18 protein-coding genes are annotated in these 20,669 nt (G+C 36.6%); 9 read left to right on the top strand and 9 right to left on the bottom strand.

From position 1 onward, the window contains the following. Window positions 1-34 precede the first annotated feature (34 nt). The gene (gene deoC / locus DKK70_RS05720) at window positions 35-745 is read right to left on the bottom strand and encodes a deoxyribose-phosphate aldolase (protein ID WP_110433119.1); all 711 of its coding nucleotides are present in this window, start codon (window positions 743-745) and stop codon (window positions 35-37) included. A gap of 182 nt (window positions 746-927) precedes the next feature. On the opposite strand from deoC, the gene DKK70_RS05715 reads away from it, so the two are divergent. From DKK70_RS05715 to DKK70_RS05700, 4 genes are read left to right on the top strand one after another with little or no spacing between them, the layout of a single operon-like run. Next, entirely contained in the window at window positions 928-1,347 is a 420-nt protein-coding gene (locus tag DKK70_RS05715; RefSeq protein ID WP_110423080.1) for a PTS sugar transporter subunit IIA, read from the top strand. Window positions 1,348-1,370: 23 nt separating this feature from the next. After that, window positions 1,371-1,862: a PTS system mannose/fructose/N-acetylgalactosamine-transporter subunit IIB gene (locus tag DKK70_RS05710; protein ID WP_110433118.1), complete on the top strand. Its 492-nt coding sequence runs from the start codon at window positions 1,371-1,373 to the stop codon at window positions 1,860-1,862. Between the two features lie 24 nt (window positions 1,863-1,886). After that, window positions 1,887-2,717, top strand: a complete 831-nt coding sequence (locus DKK70_RS05705) for a PTS mannose/fructose/sorbose/N-acetylgalactosamine transporter subunit IIC (protein ID WP_034884774.1) — start codon at window positions 1,887-1,889, stop codon at window positions 2,715-2,717. Window positions 2,718-2,731: 14 nt separating this feature from the next. Further along, window positions 2,732-3,556, top strand: coding sequence for a PTS system mannose/fructose/sorbose family transporter subunit IID (locus DKK70_RS05700; RefSeq protein ID WP_110433117.1), 825 nt, complete (start codon window positions 2,732-2,734; stop codon window positions 3,554-3,556). Between the two features lie 250 nt (window positions 3,557-3,806). Here DKK70_RS05700 and DKK70_RS05695 read toward each other — a convergent pair whose 3' ends face one another. From DKK70_RS05695 to DKK70_RS05680, 4 genes are all read right to left on the bottom strand, one after another. After that, the gene (locus DKK70_RS05695) at window positions 3,807-4,565 is read right to left on the bottom strand and encodes a GntR family transcriptional regulator (protein WP_110433116.1); all 759 of its coding nucleotides are present in this window, start codon (window positions 4,563-4,565) and stop codon (window positions 3,807-3,809) included. 61 nt (window positions 4,566-4,626) lie between these two features. Further along, window positions 4,627-4,947 (bottom strand): PTS sugar transporter subunit IIB, encoded by a 321-nt coding sequence (locus DKK70_RS05690; protein WP_110433115.1) that lies wholly within the window; start codon window positions 4,945-4,947, stop codon window positions 4,627-4,629. A gap of 10 nt (window positions 4,948-4,957) precedes the next feature. Continuing rightward, the gene (locus DKK70_RS05685; RefSeq protein WP_110433114.1) at window positions 4,958-6,385 is read right to left on the bottom strand and encodes a glycoside hydrolase family 1 protein; all 1,428 of its coding nucleotides are present in this window, start codon (window positions 6,383-6,385) and stop codon (window positions 4,958-4,960) included. A 28-nt stretch (window positions 6,386-6,413) separates the two neighbouring features. Beyond that, window positions 6,414-7,715 (bottom strand): PTS sugar transporter subunit IIC, encoded by a 1,302-nt coding sequence (locus DKK70_RS05680; protein ID WP_110433113.1) that lies wholly within the window; start codon window positions 7,713-7,715, stop codon window positions 6,414-6,416. Window positions 7,716-8,235: 520 nt separating this feature from the next. Between DKK70_RS05680 and DKK70_RS16695 the strand changes: the two genes are divergently transcribed. Then, window positions 8,236-8,388 carry a hypothetical protein gene (locus DKK70_RS16695; protein ID WP_181415925.1) on the top strand — a complete coding sequence of 51 codons (153 nt, stop codon included), beginning with the start codon at window positions 8,236-8,238 and terminating at the stop codon, window positions 8,386-8,388. 123 nt (window positions 8,389-8,511) lie between these two features. On the opposite strand, the gene lpdA is transcribed toward DKK70_RS16695, so the two are convergent. Genes lpdA through aceE form a run of 3 tightly spaced genes read right to left on the bottom strand, consistent with a single transcriptional unit; the run spans window position 8,512 to window position 14,261 of the window. Beyond that, a complete protein-coding gene (gene lpdA, locus DKK70_RS05670) occupies window positions 8,512-9,936 on the bottom strand; it encodes a dihydrolipoyl dehydrogenase (RefSeq protein WP_110433111.1) in 1,425 nt (474 codons plus the stop codon). Window positions 9,937-9,950: 14 nt separating this feature from the next. Continuing rightward, window positions 9,951-11,582, bottom strand: coding sequence for a pyruvate dehydrogenase complex dihydrolipoyllysine-residue acetyltransferase (gene aceF, locus DKK70_RS05665; protein ID WP_110433110.1), 1,632 nt, complete (start codon window positions 11,580-11,582; stop codon window positions 9,951-9,953). Between the two features lie 12 nt (window positions 11,583-11,594). Beyond that, window positions 11,595-14,261 carry a pyruvate dehydrogenase (acetyl-transferring), homodimeric type gene (gene aceE / locus DKK70_RS05660; RefSeq protein ID WP_110433109.1) on the bottom strand — a complete coding sequence of 889 codons (2,667 nt, stop codon included), beginning with the start codon at window positions 14,259-14,261 and terminating at the stop codon, window positions 11,595-11,597. A 376-nt stretch (window positions 14,262-14,637) separates the two neighbouring features. Here aceE and lipB point away from each other — a divergent pair, with 376 nt between their 5' ends. Both lipB and lipA read left to right on the top strand, forming a co-directional pair. Beyond that, window positions 14,638-15,258: a lipoyl(octanoyl) transferase LipB gene (gene lipB / locus DKK70_RS05655; protein ID WP_110433108.1), complete on the top strand. Its 621-nt coding sequence runs from the start codon at window positions 14,638-14,640 to the stop codon at window positions 15,256-15,258. A gap of 10 nt (window positions 15,259-15,268) precedes the next feature. Then, window positions 15,269-16,228: a lipoyl synthase gene (gene lipA / locus DKK70_RS05650; protein ID WP_110433107.1), complete on the top strand. Its 960-nt coding sequence runs from the start codon at window positions 15,269-15,271 to the stop codon at window positions 16,226-16,228. A 27-nt stretch (window positions 16,229-16,255) separates the two neighbouring features. Here the strand turns inward: lipA and DKK70_RS05645 are convergent, their stop codons facing one another. Then, window positions 16,256-18,028: a DUF3413 domain-containing protein gene (locus tag DKK70_RS05645; protein ID WP_110433106.1), complete on the bottom strand. Its 1,773-nt coding sequence runs from the start codon at window positions 18,026-18,028 to the stop codon at window positions 16,256-16,258. A gap of 191 nt (window positions 18,029-18,219) precedes the next feature. Here DKK70_RS05645 and DKK70_RS05640 point away from each other — a divergent pair, with 191 nt between their 5' ends. Then, window positions 18,220-19,995, top strand: coding sequence for an AAA family ATPase (locus tag DKK70_RS05640; protein ID WP_219999691.1), 1,776 nt, complete (start codon window positions 18,220-18,222; stop codon window positions 19,993-19,995). A gap of 138 nt (window positions 19,996-20,133) precedes the next feature. After that, complete coding sequence (fabA, locus tag DKK70_RS05635) at window positions 20,134-20,658, top strand: bifunctional 3-hydroxydecanoyl-ACP dehydratase/trans-2-decenoyl-ACP isomerase (protein ID WP_110423066.1); 525 nt, start codon at window positions 20,134-20,136, stop codon at window positions 20,656-20,658. Window positions 20,659-20,669 lie beyond the last annotated feature (11 nt).

Below are 20,669 nucleotides of genomic sequence, written 5' to 3'. Positions count from 1 at the left end.
TATACCCACTGATAGTGGGTATATAATTAATTGCTTAAATTTCGATTGTCTGTTTTTGTTTTGCTTGTAAATCTTTTTTAAGTTCCTCAATAATTGCGATCCCGGCACTGGTTCCAATACGCTCTGCCCCTGCAGCAATCATCTTTATAAATGTATCAGCATTACGAATACCACCAGCTGCTTTAACTTTTACTGCATCGCCTACCTGTGTCTTCATTAATTTAACATCTTCAAGTGTTGCCCCTGATGGGCCAAAACCAGTCGAGGTTTTGATAAAGTCTGGCTTAACTTTAACTGCAATTTTGCAAAGTGCTATTTTTTCCTCATCAGTTAAATAACAATTTTCAAAAATCACCTTTGAAATAACATTATGTTGGCGGCAAATTTTAACAATTTCAGACATTTCCTGCTCAATATATTTTAAATTTCCCGCCTTTAATTCAGAAATATTAATCACATAATCAATTTCCGTCGCACCAATTTCAATGGCATTTTTAGTCTCAAAACATTTGGCTTCAATTGTTGTTTGACCTAAAGGAAATGCAATAGCTGCGCCGATATCGACATCGGTACCTTTTAATAGTTCAGCGCACAATTTTGATTGCACCTGATTGATTGCGACCATCTTGAAGTGATAGTCACTCGCTTCCTTACATAGTTTTTCCATCATAGCAACGGTTGCATCTGGTTTTAAATTGGTGTGATCGATAAGTCGACTTAAATCACCTAAAGAATAGTTTTTCATGTTTCTTCCTTAATACAATATGTAAATACATATATTAAAAATAATTAACTTTTTGTCAATAAAAAGCCTGATGAAAATGTGATAAACCTCTCAGTTCATGAAAAATAACTCATAATATATTTTTTTAAAAAAATAAATATGTAAATATATATTTAAATAATGTTCAAAGGAGGTTGGTCGAAATGAAAATCGTGGTTACGTCACATGGTGATTTGTGCGAAGGCATTTTATCTAGTTACCAAATGATTGCCGGTGATATATCGCCATTTATCGCTGTCAAACTTGATGATAAAGGAATTAGTGACTTTTCATCACGCTTAACAGCAGTTTTAGATGAACAAATTATAAAAAATGGTGTGGTGATTGTCATAAGTGACATTACTGGGGGGACACCTTACAACGAAACTTTCCGTTATATGTTAGCTCATCCGAATAAGGTCTATTTATTAGCAGGGCTAAATTTACCTATGTTGATCCAAGCTGGAGCACTGATAGACCAAGATGATATTCATGAAACGCTTGATTCAATTTTAGAAGCAGGACAAACCTCGGTATCAATGGCACCAATTAGCGAAAATAACAATCAAGATATAGATTTTTAATTGAACGATAGGAGTGAACAATTATGGCAATTACATTAACCAGAGTCGACGACCGTGTGATTCATGGTCAAATCATGACTCGTTGGACCAAAGTCAGACCTGTCGATGGCATTCTAGTCGTGGGTGACAATATCGCGTCAGACGATTTGCGTAAACGGGTATTAAAAGCAGCAGCAGGAACATTAAAAATTGGCATTTACACCGTACAACAAGGGGTCGAAAAAATAAAACAAGGAATAGAATCAAGTAAAAATTTTTTCTTAATCAGTGATTCACCACAGACATTTGAAAAATTATTACAGGCAGGTGCTAAATTACCGCCAACATTAAATATCGGTTGTATGAATACTCGGGCAGGAGCAAAAGTATTAGGACGCACAGTTGCCATTGATGAAAACGATTATAAAGCATTTGATTACATTGAAAGCCAAGGAATCAAGATCGAATTTCAATTACTACCGGATGATGAAGCTAAAAGTTGGGATGTAATGAAAAAGAAATACGACACTTTATAACTTGCATATTTAGAGGGAAAAATTATGGAAACAACGCTTTTTATTCCCGCTTTATTAACAGGGATATTTTGTTATTTAGGCGCGATTGAATCACCATGGCTGTTTGGTATGTCAGGTGGATTTTATATAATGGGTAGGCCATTAGTTGCGGGTTTATTAGTTGGTTTAGCCTTTGGCGATGTACAAGCTGGGGTATTGTGCGGCTTAGCCGTTCAAGCAGTTTTTATTGCCAATTTATCAACTGGTGGAGCAACCAATAGTGAAATCACTTATGCAGCTTATGGTGGCATTGGCTTAGCCCTTGCTACCACCAAAGAACCTGCGGTAGCCGTCACACTTTCCGTTTTATTAGGTCAGACTTTCGGCTTGATATTCTATAATACTCGAATGGCATTATACTCATTTTGGAATAATAAAGCACAGCATGCAGCTGAAACTAATAATACCCGGGGTATCGTGTTAAATCACCTATTTTATCCACAAATCACCACCTTTTTATTACGCGCTGTTCCAGTCTTTTTAGCTATCTATTATGGTTCTGGTTTGGTGGAGTGGTTATTAGCTAATGTCCCAGAAGTCATAACTAAAATCATCTCAGTATTAGGTGGTGTATTGCCGGCATTAGGTATCGCAATGCTTATGAATATTGTGATTAAATCAAAAATTCAGTTAATCTTTTTCTTCGCAGGTTTCGTGTTATTAGCTTTTGCAGGCTTAAGCATGATAGCTCTAGTATTCATCTCCGCTTTAGTTGCTTACTTATATTTTATTGCAAGCAATAAATCGGCAGCAACACCAATTAAAGAGACAAATTCATCAAATTCAGATGTGTTTGAAGATGAAGATTTGTTCTAAAAAGGAGAATAAAAATGGATAAATTAATTGAAGAACAACGTTTAACCAAACGAGAGCTACGTCAAATTTGGTATCGATGGGGTTTTACCCACCTATCATCAATGAGTTACGAAAAATTACAAGCACATGCTTGGGCTTTTTCCTATATTCCTTTTGCAGAAAAGTATTATAAAAATGATCCCGAAGCAAAACGTCGCTTATTAGTCAGACACTCCATGTTTTATAATACCGAACCGCAAACTGGTCAAATCATCAACGGTATTGTTGCGTCAATGGAAGAGGAGATCGCCTTAGGTAAAAATGTACCGGAAGAATTACCAGTAAACATTAAAGCTACCTTAATGGGTCCTTTAGCTGGGATTGGAGACTCACTTATTCAAGGGATAATCGTACCAATTTTATTATCAATAGCCATGGGAATGGCTGCCGATGGTAATGCTATCGGACCGATTTTCTATATTTTAGCTTATGGTATTTTAGGACCTTTGATCTCTTATCTCAGCTTCCATTACGGCTATAAATTGGGGGTTAATGCGATTGATAATATTATTGGTGATAACGTCAAACGTATTACCGATGCGTTTAACATACTTGGTATCATGGTAGTCGGAGGCTTAGCCGCAGGTAATATTGTGCTTAATTCATCTTTAGAAATTCCAATGGGCGAAAAAATCCGATCATTACAAAGTGTACTAGATGACATATTCCCAAAAATACTACCATTATCTATGGTGCTATTGGCGTGGTGGTTGGTCTCAGCAAAACAGATGACTGCAACCAAAGTTATATTAATTTTGACTGCTATTACAACGGTTGGTGTAGTTATCGGCGTATTTTAATTTAAGCAATTTTATGTATTAAAGGTTTAATGGCGATCTTAATTGAACTGACTAAGTATAAAGTTAAGGGAATTTTTATTAATTCCCTTAACCACTATTTGAATCCCTCCAGAATTGCCGCTTTTTAAGTTAGTTGCTAATCAACAATTAGAAAAGTCTTTAATATTTTCAAAGGAGAATGGCAATACCATAGGGGGTAATATAATTGGATTAGCAATTTTGCCGTACTAATAACGAGTTTAAATGTAGTTTAAGTAAAATTATCTAATAAATTAATCGATGAAAAAATATAACCATCAAAATCAATGGAAGTTTTATCCGACAAGTTCATCAAAATATTTTTTTCGTTTTCAATATGTTGCCACATCGCTTTATAAGCCCCTACGCTGTCACGACGACATAAAGCGGCTAAAATTTGTTGATGGTCAGCATGCCACTGTAATCGATAACCTTTGGTATTGGTATGCTCTACTAGCTGCTGCCAATTAAATGATTTTTGTTTATGTTCCCATAAATTTTTTAATGAATTGACTAACATCTGATTTTGCGTTGCTTGGGCGATATTGAGATGAAAGTTAAAATCATTGTTGTTATCAAACTCATTATTCATGGTGGCATGCAACTCTTGCTCTAAGATTTTTTTTAAACTTTCAATATTAGCAATTGTTATCATTTGCGAAGCAAACGAAGCAATATTGGTTTCAATAAGCTGACTAGCTTGTAATAGCTCAAATGGTCCAAGAATTCGACAATAATTTGCATCCGGTTTATTAATCACATAAATACCCGAACTTTGCTTAATTGAAACAAAACCTTTTACTTCCAAAGCGATTAACGCTTCACGTACAATCGTTCGACTAACACCATAGGCATCGGCAATAGTTCTTTCCGGCGGTAATTTAGAACCTAAGGGATATTCGTTCTGGTTAATTTTTTCCAGCAAAATTTCGGCAATTTCTTGATATTGTTTTTTAGAATATTGAGTTGATAAATTATTGTCAGTTAACATTCACCGGTTCCTGCTAAAATACCAACCTTAGCATTAACTTTGCTAAGATTGGTATTGATTATTATGCTTTGATCATTTGCAAAATTTGATCTAATACTTTACTTGCGTTCATTGTACCATAAGCAACAGGATCAATAATGTCAATCGGTATACCAAATTTTTCCGTTTGCTTTTTACTTTCATCGAGAGCAAATCTCATCTGAGGTCCTAACAATACCGCAATAATATTATCACTATCACTATTAAGATGCTGATACAACAGTTGTTCGCTTATAGCGATAAAATCAAAGTCTAGCGATCGTTCGAGTGCTTCTTTTCTAATTTTATTGACTAATAATGAGGTTGACATGCCACCTGCACAGGCAAAAATAACTTGTTTCATCTTTTGCTCCTTATTTATCTTCGCCATCTAAATTTACGGTTAGTTGACGTGTTTTAATTAAATTTTCAAACCATAATGCAGATTTTTTCAATCTTCTGTTGCGATTTTGCTCAAGATCTATTTCTATCAATCCATAACGATTTTTAAATGCATTCATTGGTGAAACATTATCAGTAAATGCCCATAACATATAACCACCACAATTAGCGCCATCCTCAATGGCTTTAAGAGTCCAATAAAGATGCTGTGAAATAAAATCAATTCGATAATCGTCTTGAATCATACCTTGATTATTTTTAAATCGCTTTTCATCTTCAATTCCCATGCCATTTTCACAGATAAACCATGATTGATTGTTATATTCTTGTTTTACTCGCATGGCAAAATCGTAAACAATTTTAGGATAAATTTCCCAACCTCTCGATTTGTTCATTTTTCTTCCAGGTAACTCGAAGGATTCATAATAAAAAGCCGGATGAAATGCGGCATCCTTGTGCCATTGTTTGGTTGGTGCTTTAACTCGATGAGGAAAATATAAATTAATTGCGACTTCATCGACTCGAAATTGTTTAATGATTTCAAGTTCTTGTTCATTATAGTCCCACTGAACTTGATGTTTAGCCAATAAATCAATAAGTTCTTGAGGATATTGACCGTTAAATGCAGGATCAAGAAACACTCGATTATAAAAAAGATCATACATTTTAGCGGCTTGTAGATCGTCTTTAGATGAAGAGCGAGGATAGGTAACCTCCGGATTTAATATTGTGCCAACACTACCTTCATAATTTTTTTGACGAAATAGCTGAACAACTTTGGCAGTAGCTAAATTTTTATGGTGATTCCACTGCATCCACTTATTGGTATTTTGTTCATAAGGCCAACGTTCAGCATCTAAATACACTCTGGTTTGAATGACGATGGGTTCATTGAAAACAAACCACCGTTTTACCACATGGTGGTAACGTTCAAAGACTTTTTCGGCAAATTTAACAAAAAGTTCGACGACATGTTTCGAATTCCAGCCACCATATTGATTAAATAATTCAGCAGGAACTTCATAATGTTCTAAACAGAGCATTGGAACGATGCCATTTTCAACAATTTGGTTGAGGAAATTATCATAGTATTTGGCATAGTCTTCATCGACAATGGCATTCTCATAGTCAGTCAAGAAACGCGACCAGTTGATTGAAGTTCGATAGTGAGTGATCCCTATTTGCTTCATTAATTCAACTTCTTCTTGATAACGATTGATTAAATCGGTGGCAACCGCAGGACCATACCCATCATGCCAAACGTTACGATCATTTTTATACCAAATATCTAAAAATGAATCCTGATTCTCTCTCTTTCCACACCAGCCTTCAGTTTGCCATGCAGAAGTTGAAGCACCTAAAATAAAATTTTTCGGGATATCCATCGTTAATTTACTCATGATTGTACTCCTTGAATATTTATCCTAATTAGGATTGAAGTTTAGACCGTTTTGCCGCTATTTTTAGGAAAGGTAGATAGATCAAAATAGCGATAAGAATGCAGAATATTTGTGTCACCACCGCACCTAGCGATCCAGCGGTTGAGAGATAAGCACTGATAATTGGCGGTGTAGTCCAAGGAACCATCACCACAGCTTTACCAGCAAAACCGATACTGGTAGCGATATAGCCAATTGTGCCGGTAACTAGTGGAGTAATAATAAAAGGAATGGCCAAAATCGGATTTAACATTATTGGTAAACCAAAAATAACGGGCTCATTAATATTAAAAATGCCAGGGCCAAGCGATAATTTAGCGATTTCTCTCATCTCTTTGCGTTTTATAGCAATAAAAATAGCGATAAGTAACCCAAAGGTACAACCTGATCCACCAATGCTCATATAAACATCCCAAAACGGCATGGTAATAATATTCGTGGGTTCAATTCCCTGTTCAAAATCGCTCATGTTAACCATAATTGCACCGAGTAATAACGGTTCTCGAATCGGTTTTATCATTTGATTACCATGAATCCCTATCACCCAAAATATTTGTGCCACAAACATTAATAACAATAAGCCCGGCAAACTTTGCATGACTGACTCTAGCGGTTGTTGAACAACTTTATAGATGGCGTCATATAGGAACATGCCAGTTAATTTGTAAAAAACAAAACCGAAAGCGGCGACCAATGAAGTCGTCAATATTGCGGGAATGAGTGCAGAAAATGAAGCAGAAACATTAGATGGCACACTATCTGGCATTTTTACTGTTAATTTATCTACTTTTAATAATTTCGAGTATATTTCTACAGAGATAATAGCGATAAACATACCAAGAAAAAGACTTTTGGTATCGGTAAACTGCCGAGCTAACACATTAGTGACTTGAAATTTTTGCCCTTCAACAACTACTTCTGTGAATGTTGGTTGCACAGAAATAAAACAAATTATTGCCAGCAATCCAGGAAATAAGGTTTTATTACCATTTATCCGCCCTAATTCAATGGCTATCAAAAATACTGCCCCAATGGTTAGAAAATTTAACGTTGCATAATTTAAATTACTAGCTATAGGTTTGAGTATCGCTAAAAAAGATAAGCAGTCAAAATAGGCTAATCCATTTTGTCTATCAAATACAATATTGGACATCAATACTGCAAATGCACCGACAATAATCACTGGCATTAAGGTAATAAATGCAGCTTTAATTGCCATTATATATCTTAAACTATTAAATTTATTAGCAAATTTTCCTAGCTTATCAATAACTTCATTTACTCTAGACATATTTACTATCTCCAATTTGAGGGATGGATGAGATTCACTGACAAGCAAAAAATAATACTTATAAGTGAGTGAATCTGTGATCACTCTCACAACACACCAAATTGGAATCCCACTAATTTCTAAAAATGTGACAAATATCATTTATTGGCATACCAAATTTAAAAATAAATGGTTAAAACGGCGATTAATTATTTTTAATATAGGGAAATTATTAAATTTTGGTATGACAATATATTCAATCTTTTGAATTTGATAGCTTAATAGCGGAATAATCGTTAATATAAGGTTATTTTTTTATATTTATCTTAAAATTAGTGGGTTATTTTTATTTAAAAACGCCCCTTTCTCACATTTTTTTATTAAGATTAACTGAGTTTTTGAATCAACCATAAACGATAATTTTATGAATAATCAAAGAATAAGTTAGCGCTTTAGCAAGATGATTATTGAAATTGAAAGTTATTACGGAAATACACTTATTTCCGGTAAAGTTAGAAATATTGGCCAACTAAAAAATCGCATGATGAAGATTATTAAGGAGTTTGGTACTGATAATTTCGTAGATTTCTTTTGTGTTCAATTTGGCTTCAATGTTTATCCCTATGATGAATATATCATAGCTGATTATGTTATTGATTTAGACACCTATCAAGTTTATAAACCAACATATTAATTTTAATGAATATTTTAATTTTTTGATAATTTTGATTAGCAAAATAAAATGCCGTTAGCAAAATAAAATGCCGTTAGCAAACTAACGGCATTATTGTATTAATAACAATAAAATAAATAGTCTCTATTTTTTAACTGCTTTCGCATTCGGCAAATCAGTTACCGATCCTTCATAAATTTCTGACGCGAGGCCAATTGATTCATGTAAGGTTGGATGTGCATGAATGGTGAGTGCAATATCTTCTGCATCACAACCCATTTCAACGGCCAGAGTAATTTCCCCAAGTAGTTCTCCACCATTGGCTCCCACTACTGCCCCACCTAGAAGACGATTATCCGCTTTATTGAAAATTAGTTTAGTCATCCCCTGTGAACAATCAGATGCAATCGCTCGCCCTGATGCTGCCCATGGGAATATAGCTACCTCATAATCTATGCCTTTTGCCTTGGCTTCTTTTTCGGTTAACCCTACCCATGCAACTTCTGGTTCGGTATAAGCAATTGATGGTATAGTTTTCGGATCGAAGAAATGGTTTTTACCAGCTATGACTTCAGCTGCAACATGACCTTCATGAACACCTTTATGAGCCAGCATTGGTTGCCCGACAATATCACCAATGGCGTAAATATGAGGTACATTAGTTCGCATTTGCTTATCTACTTCAATAAAACCGCGGTCGGTCACATTAACCCCCGCTTTTTCAGCGCTGATAAGTTTGCCATTTGGCGCACGACCTATTGCTACCAGTACTGCATCGTAAGTATGCGTTTCGATGGTTCCATCTTTCTTCTCCATGGTGACGTAGATAGCATCATGTTTAGCTTCAACAGTACTCACTTTAGTTTCTAAACGTAAAGTGAACTTTTGTTGAATTTGTTTGCTAAAGACTTTCACCACATCTTTATCCGCAGCGGGGATCACCTGATCTAGCATTTCAACAACATCTACTTCTGAACCCAATGCATGATAAACCGTTCCCATTTCGAGACCGATAATACCGCCACCCATTAAGAGTAATTTTTTAGGGATGGTGGTTAATGCTAGCGCATCTGTTGAATCCCAAATACGCGGATCGTCATGAGGAATAAATGGTAAGGTTATTGGCCTTGAACCAGCAGCAATAATCGCATTGTCAAAGGTAATTTTGGTGATGCCTTTTGCCGATGTCACCTCCATTGTGTGACTACCAGTAAATTGCGCTTCACCCTGTATAACATTGACTTTACGCATTTTGGCCATGCCAGCAAGTCCGTTGGTCAGCTGGTTGATAACCTTTTCTTTCCATTCACGAACTTTGTCGAGTTCCAGTTTTGGTGTACCAAAATGGATGCCATGCTCAGTGAGAGATTTTGCTTCATCCATCACTTTAGCAACATGAAGTAATGCTTTAGAGGGAATGCACCCGACATTGAGACAAACACCACCTAAAGTAGAATAACGTTCGACCAATGTTACTTCCAATCCAAGATCAGCAGCACGGAAGGCAGCGGAGTAACCGGCTGGCCCGGCACCTAATACAACGAGTTGTGTTTTAACGTCTTGACTCATATCGATTTCCTCCACTACATCACTAGTCGACGTAAGTCGGATAAAACATTAACAATATGGCTTAAGAAGCGAGCACCATCTGCGCCATCAATCACACGATGATCAAAGGATAATGATAAAGGTAACATTAGGCGTGGTGTAAATTCTTTACCATTCCAAACAGGTTTCATAGTTGAACGAGATACACCGAGAATACCCACTTCTGGCGCATTAACAATTGGGGTAAATGCGGTCGTTCCGATGCCACCAAGGCTGGAAATAGTGAAACAGCCACCTTGCATATCACTACCGGTGAGTTTACCGTCACGTGCTTTCTTGGAGATTTCCGCAAGCTCTTTCGAGAGTTCCACAATACCTTTTTTGTTCACATCTTTAAATACTGGCACAACTAAGCCATTTGGCGTGTCAACTGCTACGCCAATGTTGATATATTTTTTGACGATAAGGGTTTGTGCATCTTCTGATAGCGAGCTATTAAAACGCGGATAAGCAGTTAACGCACTGGCTACAGCTTTCATGATAAACACTAATGGGGTAATTTTGAGATCGAGTTTTTTCTTTTCTGCCTCAGCATTTTGCTGCTTACGGAAAGCTTCTAGTTCAGTGATGTCAGTTTCATCAAACTCAGTAACATGTGGAATCATTACCCAGTTACGATGTAAGTTGGCACCTGATACTTTTTGGATCTTGGTTAATGGTAAGGATTCAACTTCACCAAACTTACTAAAATCGACTTTCGGCCAAGGTAATAAACCTGGTAATGCTCCACCAGTTCCGCCATTTTCGGATTGTTTTACCGCATTTTTTACGTAATTTTGAATATCTTCACGTAATACACGATGTTTAGGGCCAGTTGGTTGTACTTTGGCAAGATTAATACCAAACTCGCGCGCTAATCGGCGGATTGAAGGTGTGGCATGGGCATAAGCATCATTTTCTACAAATTCATTGGTAGCTGACACGGGTGCCGAAGCATTATTGCTACTGTTGTTATTGTTACTACTGTTATTATTGGCTATCGAAGCTGGAGCAACCGGTTTTTCAGCCACTACAGGAGCTGAATCGGCTTTCGCCGGCGCACTACTAGCCGCTGTTTCAAACTCCATTATTTTAGATCCAGTTTTGACTTTGTCGCCAATTTTTACAACGATATTTTTTACCGTACCCGCCATTGTTGCCGGTACTTCCATCGAGGCTTTGTCACCTTCCACCGTAATTAGTGAATCATCAACCGAAACTGAATCACCAACTTTAACTAAAATTTCGGTCACTTCGACTTCATCACCACCTATGTCTGGGACATTAACATCAACAATTTGTCCACTGCTCGACGCGGATGCTGGAGCGGGAGCCGGAGCTGTCGTTGAAGTAGCTGTTGAAACCGTTGGTGTTGGATCTGTTGACGCAGTCGAACCGATTTCGTCAAATTGCATAATACTCACACCGGTTGTCACTTTGTCGCCAACTTTTACGATGATCGACTTTACAATCCCTGCTTGTGGTGCCGGTATTTCCATCGATGCTTTATCACCTTCGACGGTCAATAACGATTGATCTACATCCACTTTGTCGCCGACTTTAACCAGAATTTCAGTTACTTCAACTTCATCACTTCCGATATCGGGTAATTTTATTTCAATACTCATTATTTTTACCTCTTATGCAATACGTGGATTGAGTTTGTCTGCATTGATTTCGAACTTTTTAATCGCGTCTTCAACAATACTTGCTTGAATATCACCACGTTTAGCTAGTTCTCCTAATGCGGCAATCACCACATAAGATGCATCGACTTCAAAATGATGACGTAAATTTTCCCGACTATCACTACGACCGAATCCATCGGTGCCTAGTACCCGGTAGCTTTCTGCTGGTACAAATCCACGAATTTGTTCGGCATAAAGTTTCATATAATCAGTTGAAACAACAGCAGGGTTGTTATTCATTATTTGAGCAACATAAGGCACTTTGGCTGGTTCACTTGGATGTAACATGTTGTAACGCTCACAATCTTGACCATCACGAGCCAGTAGCGTAAATGAAGTGACACTGTAAACATCTGAGCTAACACCATAGTTTTTAGCCAAAATATCCGCCGCTTCACGAACATGTCGCAGCATTGACCCCGAGCCTAATAATTGTACAGTTGGTTTCCCTTGTTGCCCCTCTACTGTATCGAGTTTGTAGATACCACGACAAATCCCCTCTTGCGCACCTTCAGGCATTGCCGGTTGGGCATAGTTTTCATTAAGGGTGGTAATGTAATAGTAAACATTTTCCTGTTCACCATACATACGACGTAAGCCATCTTGCATAATAACTGCCACTTCATAAGCATAGGCTGGATCGTATGATAAACAGTTCGGAATGGTTAATGCTTGGATATGGCTATGACCATCTTGGTGTTGTAAACCTTCACCGTTTAATGTTGTCCGACCTGAAGTCCCACCAATCATAAAGCCACGCGCTTGTTGATCGCCTGCTGCCCACATTAAATCACCAACACGTTGGAAACCAAACATCGAGTAATAAATGTAAAAAGGAATCATCGGGAAATCATTATTACTGTAGGATGTCGCCGCCGCTAGCCATGATGCTGTTGCACCACACTCGTTGATACCTTCTTGCAGAATTTGTCCTTTCTCGTCTTCACGATAGTAAGCAACCTGCTCTTTATCTTGTGGGGTATACTGTTGACCATGTGGGTTATAAATACCAATTTGGCGGAATAGACCTTCCATACCAAAAGTACGTGCTTCATCAGCCAGAATTGGCACTAATCGCGGTGCTAAATCCTTATCTTTTAGCATGATGTTAAGCGCCCGCACAAAAGCGATAGTGGTTGAAATTTCTTTGGATTGAGCTTCAAGTAACGGAGCAAATTCGCTTAATGGAGGAATCGAAACTGTTCCTGAGAATTTGGTTAATCTTGAAGGTACATAACCATGTAATGCTTGACGACGTTCATGAATATATTTGTATTCTGGAGTATGTTCTTCAAATTTGATATAAGGTAATTTTTCAAGTGCTTCATCAGTTACCGGAATATTAAAGAAGTCACGAACATGACGAACACCATCCATATTCATTTTTTTGACTTGGTGGGCAATGTTTTTCGCTTCTGCGGCTTCGCCCATACCATAACCTTTAATAGTGTGAGCTAAAATTACAGTTGGTCGACCTTTGGTCTCTTTTGCTCTGGCAAAGGCGGCAAACATTTTTTCTGGATCTTGACCACCACGGTTAAGTCTAAAGATTTCGGCATCAGACATATCTTTGACTAATTCAGCGGTTTCCGGATATTTACCAAAGAAATGTTCACGCACATAAGCACCATCTTTGGATTTGAAAGTTTGATAATCGCCATCGAGGGTTTCATTCATTAAACGAATTAATTTACCTGATTTATCTTTTTGTAATAATTTATCCCAGCGATCACCCCAAAGTACTTTAATCACGTTCCAACCTGCACCGGCAAATACCCCTTCAAGTTCATTAACTATTTTGCCATTACCGGTTACTGGGCCATCAAGGCGTTGTAAATTACAGTTGATAACAAAGACTAAATTATCGAGTTTTTCACGTGTTGCAACGGTAATGGCACCTTTTGCTTCTGGCTCATCCATTTCACCATCACCTAAGAAGGCATAAACGGTTTGTTCGGTGGTATCTTTTAAACCACGATGGTTTAAATATTTTAAAAAGCGAGCTTGGAAGATAGCGCTGATAGGACCTAATCCCATTGAAACGGTTGGGAATTGCCAGAACTCCGGCATTAATTTTGGATGAGGATAAGATGATAAGCCTTTTCCATGAACTTCCTGTCTGAAATTATCAAGTTGCTCTTCTGTTAAACGACCTTCAATAAAAGCACGCGAGTAGATACCCGGTGAAATATGACCTTGGAAGTAGATTAAATCACCGCCATCTTTTGCATTACGTGCGCGAAAAAAATGGTTAAAACAGACTTCATAAAATGTCGCTGCCGATTGGAATGATGCCATATGACCGCCAAGCTCTAAATCTTTTTTAGAAGCGCGTAGTACCATCATAATAGCATTCCAACGAACAATAGAACGGATGCGTCTTTCAATTTCCCAATCACCGGGATAAGCCGGCTGATCTTCTACCGGGATAGTGTTTATATAATTACTGGTTGAAGAACCAAAGAGTAAAGGAACGCCACCATCTCTAGCTTTATTGACAATTTGCTCAATAATATATTGGGCACGTTCGACGCCTTCTTCACGAATAATCGAATCTAAACTTTCCAGCCAATCTTTTGTTTCAACTGGATCGATATCATTCATTTGCATGTCCGACATATAAAAACCTCTTTTTTGTTTTAAAAAATGCAGTTTTTGCTATCCTTAGCTATAACAGACGCCATAACTAAAATTACAAGCTCCAACTTTTGCATTACGGATGCTTTAATGATATCAGTCTGCCATTTTCCATTAAAAAGTAAAGCAAACTACTGTCTAGAAAAGAATGTTAATTCCTATTAAAACAATCAACTATTTCAATCATTAATTTAGATAAATAGATAATTATTTGATATAAGTCAATTTAACTCATGAGATTGGAAAGAATATTACTCTGTGAGTTATACCTTGAATACTTAGCGGTTGTCAAGTTATAGTAAAATCTGTTATATAGTTGTTAATTTATTGATAAATGAAGACTGAATAAACGCAAACTATGCCAAATAACAACGTGATTATTAAACAGTTGGGTACAGTGCCCTATTTGTCAACTTATCAAGCTATGCATGATTTTACCCAACAGCGTAATAAACAAACGCTAGACGAAATTTGGCTAGTTGAACACCCAGCCGTTTTTACCCAAGGCAAGGTTGGTAAACCTGAGCATCTACTCACCCAAACGGCTATCCCCGTTGTGCAAACTGATCGAGGTGGACAAATTACTTATCATGGTCCCGGACAGCAAGTTATGTATATCTTAGTTGATTTAAAAAGGCGTAAAATAGGTATTCGTGATGTCGTCAATTATCTTGAAAATAGTGTTATTCAAACATTAAAACACTTTGGCATTACCGCCTATTCAAAACAGGACGCCCCTGGCGTTTATATCAATCAACAGAAGATCTGTTCTCTTGGATTACATATTCAGAATGGCTGCACGCTACATGGACTAGCGCTTAATATCGATATGGATCTGACACCGTTTAATTATATTAATCCATGTGGCTATGCTGGATTAGAAATGACACAAATGAAACAGCATATTGCTGAGATAGACCGCCAAGAGATTAATCATTTATTAACTGAACATTTTATTGCGCAGTTACCAAACTATTAAGAAGTTAATTATGCAAACTAATGAAAACTTAATCCGCAGTTCAAAATATCGTGATGCCGATAAAACTCGTCTTATTCCATCTATCACTTTAGAGGAGGTTGCCCCTTTAAAAAAACCAGAGTGGATGAGAATTAAGTTGTCGGCAAATACTGATAATATTACACATATCAAAAATACTATGCGTAAACATGGCTTACATTCGGTTTGTGAGGAAGCATCGTGCCCTAACTTGGCTGAGTGTTTTAATCATGGTACCGCTACTTTTATGATCTTAGGCGATATTTGTACGCGTCGATGTCCTTTCTGTGATGTGGCTCATGGTCGCCCTTTACCACCCGACCGAGAAGAGCCAAGTAAACTCGCACAAACCATTCAAGAGATGAAATTACGTTATGTGGTGATCACCTCTGTTGATCGTGATGATTTGAAAGATGGTGGAGCCAGTCACTTTGCCTCTTGTACCCAAGAGATTCGTTCATTAAGTCCAACTATCAAAATTGAAACCTTAACGCCCGATTTTCGTGGTTGCATTGACGAAGCTGTTGCGGTTTTAAGTGAAAATCCACCAGATGTATTTAATCACAATCTAGAAAATATTCCTCGTTTATATAAAAAGATACGCCCTGGCGCGAGTTATGAAGGATCATTAAAATTACTTGAAGCCTTTAAACACCAGCATCCAGAAATTCCAACAAAATCGGGGTTAATGGTGGGATTAGGTGAAACCAATGAAGAACTTATTCAGGTTTTGAAAGATTTACGTAGTCATGGTGTAACCATGTTAACTTTAGGTCAATATTTACAACCAAGTAAGTATCATTTGCCAGTAGAACGTTATGTTTCACCAGAAGAATTTAATGAGTTAAAACAGACTGCTTTGGCAATGGGCTTTACCCACGCAGCTTGTGGCCCATTTGTGCGTTCGTCTTACCATGCCGATCTGCAAGCGATGGGAAAAGAGGTGAAATAAATTTCACCTCTTTTTCGCTGTTATTGCTTAATTATCCACTACGATAAAACGACGATTCTCGGTAACAATCTGTAAGAACGTCGGTAAGCTGATCTTTTCATTTTTCAATTGGTTGCCGTTTAGATCATAAATTTTAGAACGTCCATAGGCATCAATCACCACGGTTTTATTATCATAAAGCGCGGCAACTTGATTTTCACTACCCGCTACAATCCATTGACGAGCTCGTTGGTCAAATAAATTTTGTCCTTGGCTATACTGTTGTGCTGGAGTGGTAACATTGAATGCATCTTGCATTAATGTTCTTAAAATATCTGCTTCTGAAGTTATATAACTAACTTCTTTTGCCTCTTTACCCGGCCATGAAATGATTAATGGTACTTTTAAGGCGTCTCGCTTAAAGCTGATTTCACCACTAGGTAAAGCAACTTTTTTGGCCTCATCAATTTTTAAGTTATTAGAGCCGGTAATAATGATTATGCTATTTTCATAAGCATTAGATAATCTTAAATAAGCAATTAATGACTCTAAATATTGGTCTAGTTTTTTCGCTTCTGCCTCTAATTCAGCTATTGGGATTTTTTTGTTTTTTACGCCAAGTGAATATTGAATAACCGAAAATAGCGGAGCATGGTTTTCCAATTTATTCTGTTCATCATGCCATACCATCCAATTATCCGTTGTCTGTTTATTGGAGATTTTTTTACCATCCGGTGTGGTAAAATTAGACAATAACGCGTAGCGATAAAGCGGCTCAGAAAAACCATTAGCAGAAAATAGTCCAACGTTATAATGTTGTTTAGTGACAGTTTCCAATAATACCGATGGTTTATGCCCAGCGAGGATACTATTGTAATAATTAGGATCGAGCCCATAAAATAATGAAAAATTGTTTAAATAGGCTTGATTACTCGAACCATAATGGTTGGTAAACTGTATATTTTGGCCAGCGAATTCTTTAAGCCAAGGCATGTTGTTAGCTAATAGTTGGTTATTCCAACCATTAATGTCAATTATCAAAATATTAGGTTTACTTTGTTTTTCGTCGAAAGTAATTCGATCGAGTGGATATTCAATGGCAATTGCAAATGGATTACCTTCTTGAATTGCTCGATTACGATAACCATTCTCTTCAATAAATCCATAACGTTCAAGAAAATGCCTCGCAGTGAGTGGATACGAAAGCGGTAAACTTGAGCGTTGCATAGTGATTGGACGATAAAAATTAGCATCCGCCCAAATATGAATTAGGTGAGATGAAATAAAACATAGGATAAAACCAATTACCACCGGTCTTGCAAAACGTTTGCGTTTACTTAAGCTACGTAATTTTTTCCAACTCCAAATAGCGAATAATATCTCTATCAAAAGGATAAATGGAATTGAAATAAATGCCCTATTTAGAAAAGAGGTTTTATCCGAGGTAAAGAGTTGCCAGATAGATAAATTGAGATGCATTCTGAAATGCGAAAAGACCTCAACATCAATCAGCAATAAGCTAATTCCTAGTGTTGCAATAATCGTTGCAATAGTTCTTTGCCAGCGCGAAGAGTGAATAAAAAAACTTAGTGGAAATAGTAATATTAAATAAACAATGAATGCGAGAAAACTAAAATGGCCTATCGCACTAATGATTGCGTAAAAACGCCCCATAAACGTTCGAGGCCAATCGGCAATAAGTAAATATTGGCCACCGAGTACAATAACAACTAAAATATTAAATAGTGTAAACCAATGCCCCCAACTGACTATCTGCGAGGTTTTATCGTCTTTAATATGATTATTTTTGAGTTTGAGCATATTTAATTGTTGTTAGTCGTAATAACCTAGGAAAATTAACTAGAATTTACCTTACAGTTTAACTGATTTTTAAAAATCTTTCTGTAATTTTTTTATTTGTTAGCACTCAGATTTAGGTTATTTGTTGGCGTTGTAATCGATACTTGTTATAATTCGAGTCAATAATATAGCTAATAGAAAAGACATTAACTTTGGCAATCAAACAACTCAACTCTCAACAAGTCCAACCTGACATAAATTACATTATCAATAATAGTGATATTCAAACAAATTTATACAGTGATGGATTAACCAATTTATTATCGTGGCAACCTCGTGTTGCTGCTGCTGTGTCACTATTATGCAAAAATAGTAAGGCACATTATCGTCCTCGCTTTATGCTATTAAAAGCATCAGAAAGTGAGTTTTTTTTTGATTTATTGAAGCAATCTGTAAAAACCAATCTAGCAAATTCAGATTTAGGTTATAGCTACTATTTTAGTGATAATAAAATCACCTTAAGCAAAGCTAAAAGTAAACAAGATAATTTTGCTGTTCAAGATAGTTGTTTATCGGCAACCGTAGTTGATATGGAAAAGCTTTTTGGTTGTGTAAGACAACCTGAAAATAACCCGATTAAATTACAAGCTGGTTTAGTTCATCATGCTAATGGTGGGGTTTTAATTTTAGGTTTACGTTCACTGCTTGCTCAGCCTATTGTTTGGACTAAATTAAAACAGATGGTGGTATCGCAAACCTTTGAATGGTTTTCAGCTGATGATTCACATCCTTTACCATTATCCATTCCGACTATGCCGTTAGATTTGCGCATTATTTTAGTTGGTGACAGGTTATCTTTAGCTGAATTACAGGAATTTGAACCTGAATTTTATTCATCATCTATTTATGCTGAATTTGAAAGTGAACTGTCTATAACTGATTCTCAGCAATTTAATGCTTGGATGAATTATTTACAATTTATCAGTCACCAACTAGCCTTACCGAAAATTGCAAAATCTGCTTTTGCTACAATTTATAAGCAGGCAACAAGATATACCGGTGATCAATATTATCTACCACTTAGCATAGAGTGGATTCAATCGTTACTGTTAAATTCCTCTTATTTTATCGAAAATGGGGAAATTGACGCATCAGCTGTCTGCAAAGCGTTTGAACAAAAAACATGGCGCGAAAATTATTTAACTGAACGTTTTCATGATGAATTTTTCACTAATCAAATTGTGATTGATACTAAGACACAAGTAGTTGGCCAGATCAATGGATTGTCGGTTATTGAATACCCTGGTTATCCAAAGGCAATTGGCGAACCAACACGCTTAAGCTGTCTGGTCCATTTTGGTGATGGTGAATTGATTGATATTGAACGAAAAACCGACCTTGCTGGTAATATTCATTCGAAAGGAATGATGATTATGCAAGCATTTATTATGTCGGAATTTGCGATTAATCATCAATTACCATTTTCCACCTCTTTAGTATTTGAACAATCTTATAATGAAATTGATGGCGATAGTGCGTCACTGGCCGGTATGTGTGCACTCATTAGTGCTTTATCCAATCAACCTATCGATCAACAATTAGCTGTCACAGGTTCGGTTGACCAATTTGGTCATGTTCAATCTATTGGTGGCGTTAATGAGAAAATTGAAGGATTTTTTGCGGTTTGCCAGCACCAAGGTTTAACCGGTCAGCAAGGTGTCATTATTCCTGCTAGCAATCAACGCCATTTGAGTTTGAGCGACGAGGTTATTGATGCAATTAGTAGTGATAAATTTTCAATTTGGACCGTTGAACATGTCGCTGACGCACTCTATTTATTAACCGGCATTCCTTATAAAGATGAAAACAATATCAGTCTTTATAAATTGATTCATGCCCGTATGCAATCAATATTAATGCAAGATAGAAAGCATGAAGGTTGGCTCAGTCGCTGGAAAAAAATTGCAAAAAGTACAAATACACAATAAACTTGAGACTAACATTTCATTGAGATGATTGATGAAATAATTTGGCAATATTTTATAGTTTAGAATGATTGGTTGTTTTGTATTAAATAGTGATTTTATAAGCAATCAAATAATGACAACGAAATAAAAGGTTTTTTTATGACATTTGAACGTAAATCTTCGTATGATAAAGCAGATCTAATTAAATCTGGTAATAGTGAATTATTTGGTCATGATGGACCACCGTTACCGTCAGATTTGATGCTAATGATGGATCGCGTTATCGAAATGAATGAAGACGGTGGTAGTTTCGGTAAAGGCTATGTTGAAGCCGAGTTAGATATTAATCCTGATTTATGGTTTTTTAAATGTCATTTCAAAAATGATCCAGTAATGCCTGGTTGCCTTGGTCTTGATGCGTTATGGCAATTAGTCGGTTTTTATTTAGGTTGGATTGGCGGCAAAGGTAAAGGTCGTGCGCTGGGTGTTGGTGAGTTAAAATTAAAAGGCCAAATATTACCAAATAATAAAAAAGTTACTTATAAAATTAATTTCAAACGCGTTATTAATCGTAAGTTAATCATGGGAATTGGCGACGGTGAAGTTTACGTAGATGGTAAATTAATTTATGAAGCAACTGATCTTAAAGTTGGTTTATTCAAAGACACTTCACAATTTAATTAATATAGCTTGAT

Origin of the sequence: Gilliamella apicola, from assembly GCF_003202655.1 — a bacterium.
Classification (GTDB): domain Bacteria; phylum Pseudomonadota; class Gammaproteobacteria; order Enterobacterales; family Orbaceae; genus Gilliamella; species Gilliamella apicola_R.
The sequence above is the reverse complement of the archived record's forward strand: the minus strand, read 5'-3'. Positions and strand labels throughout refer to the sequence as shown.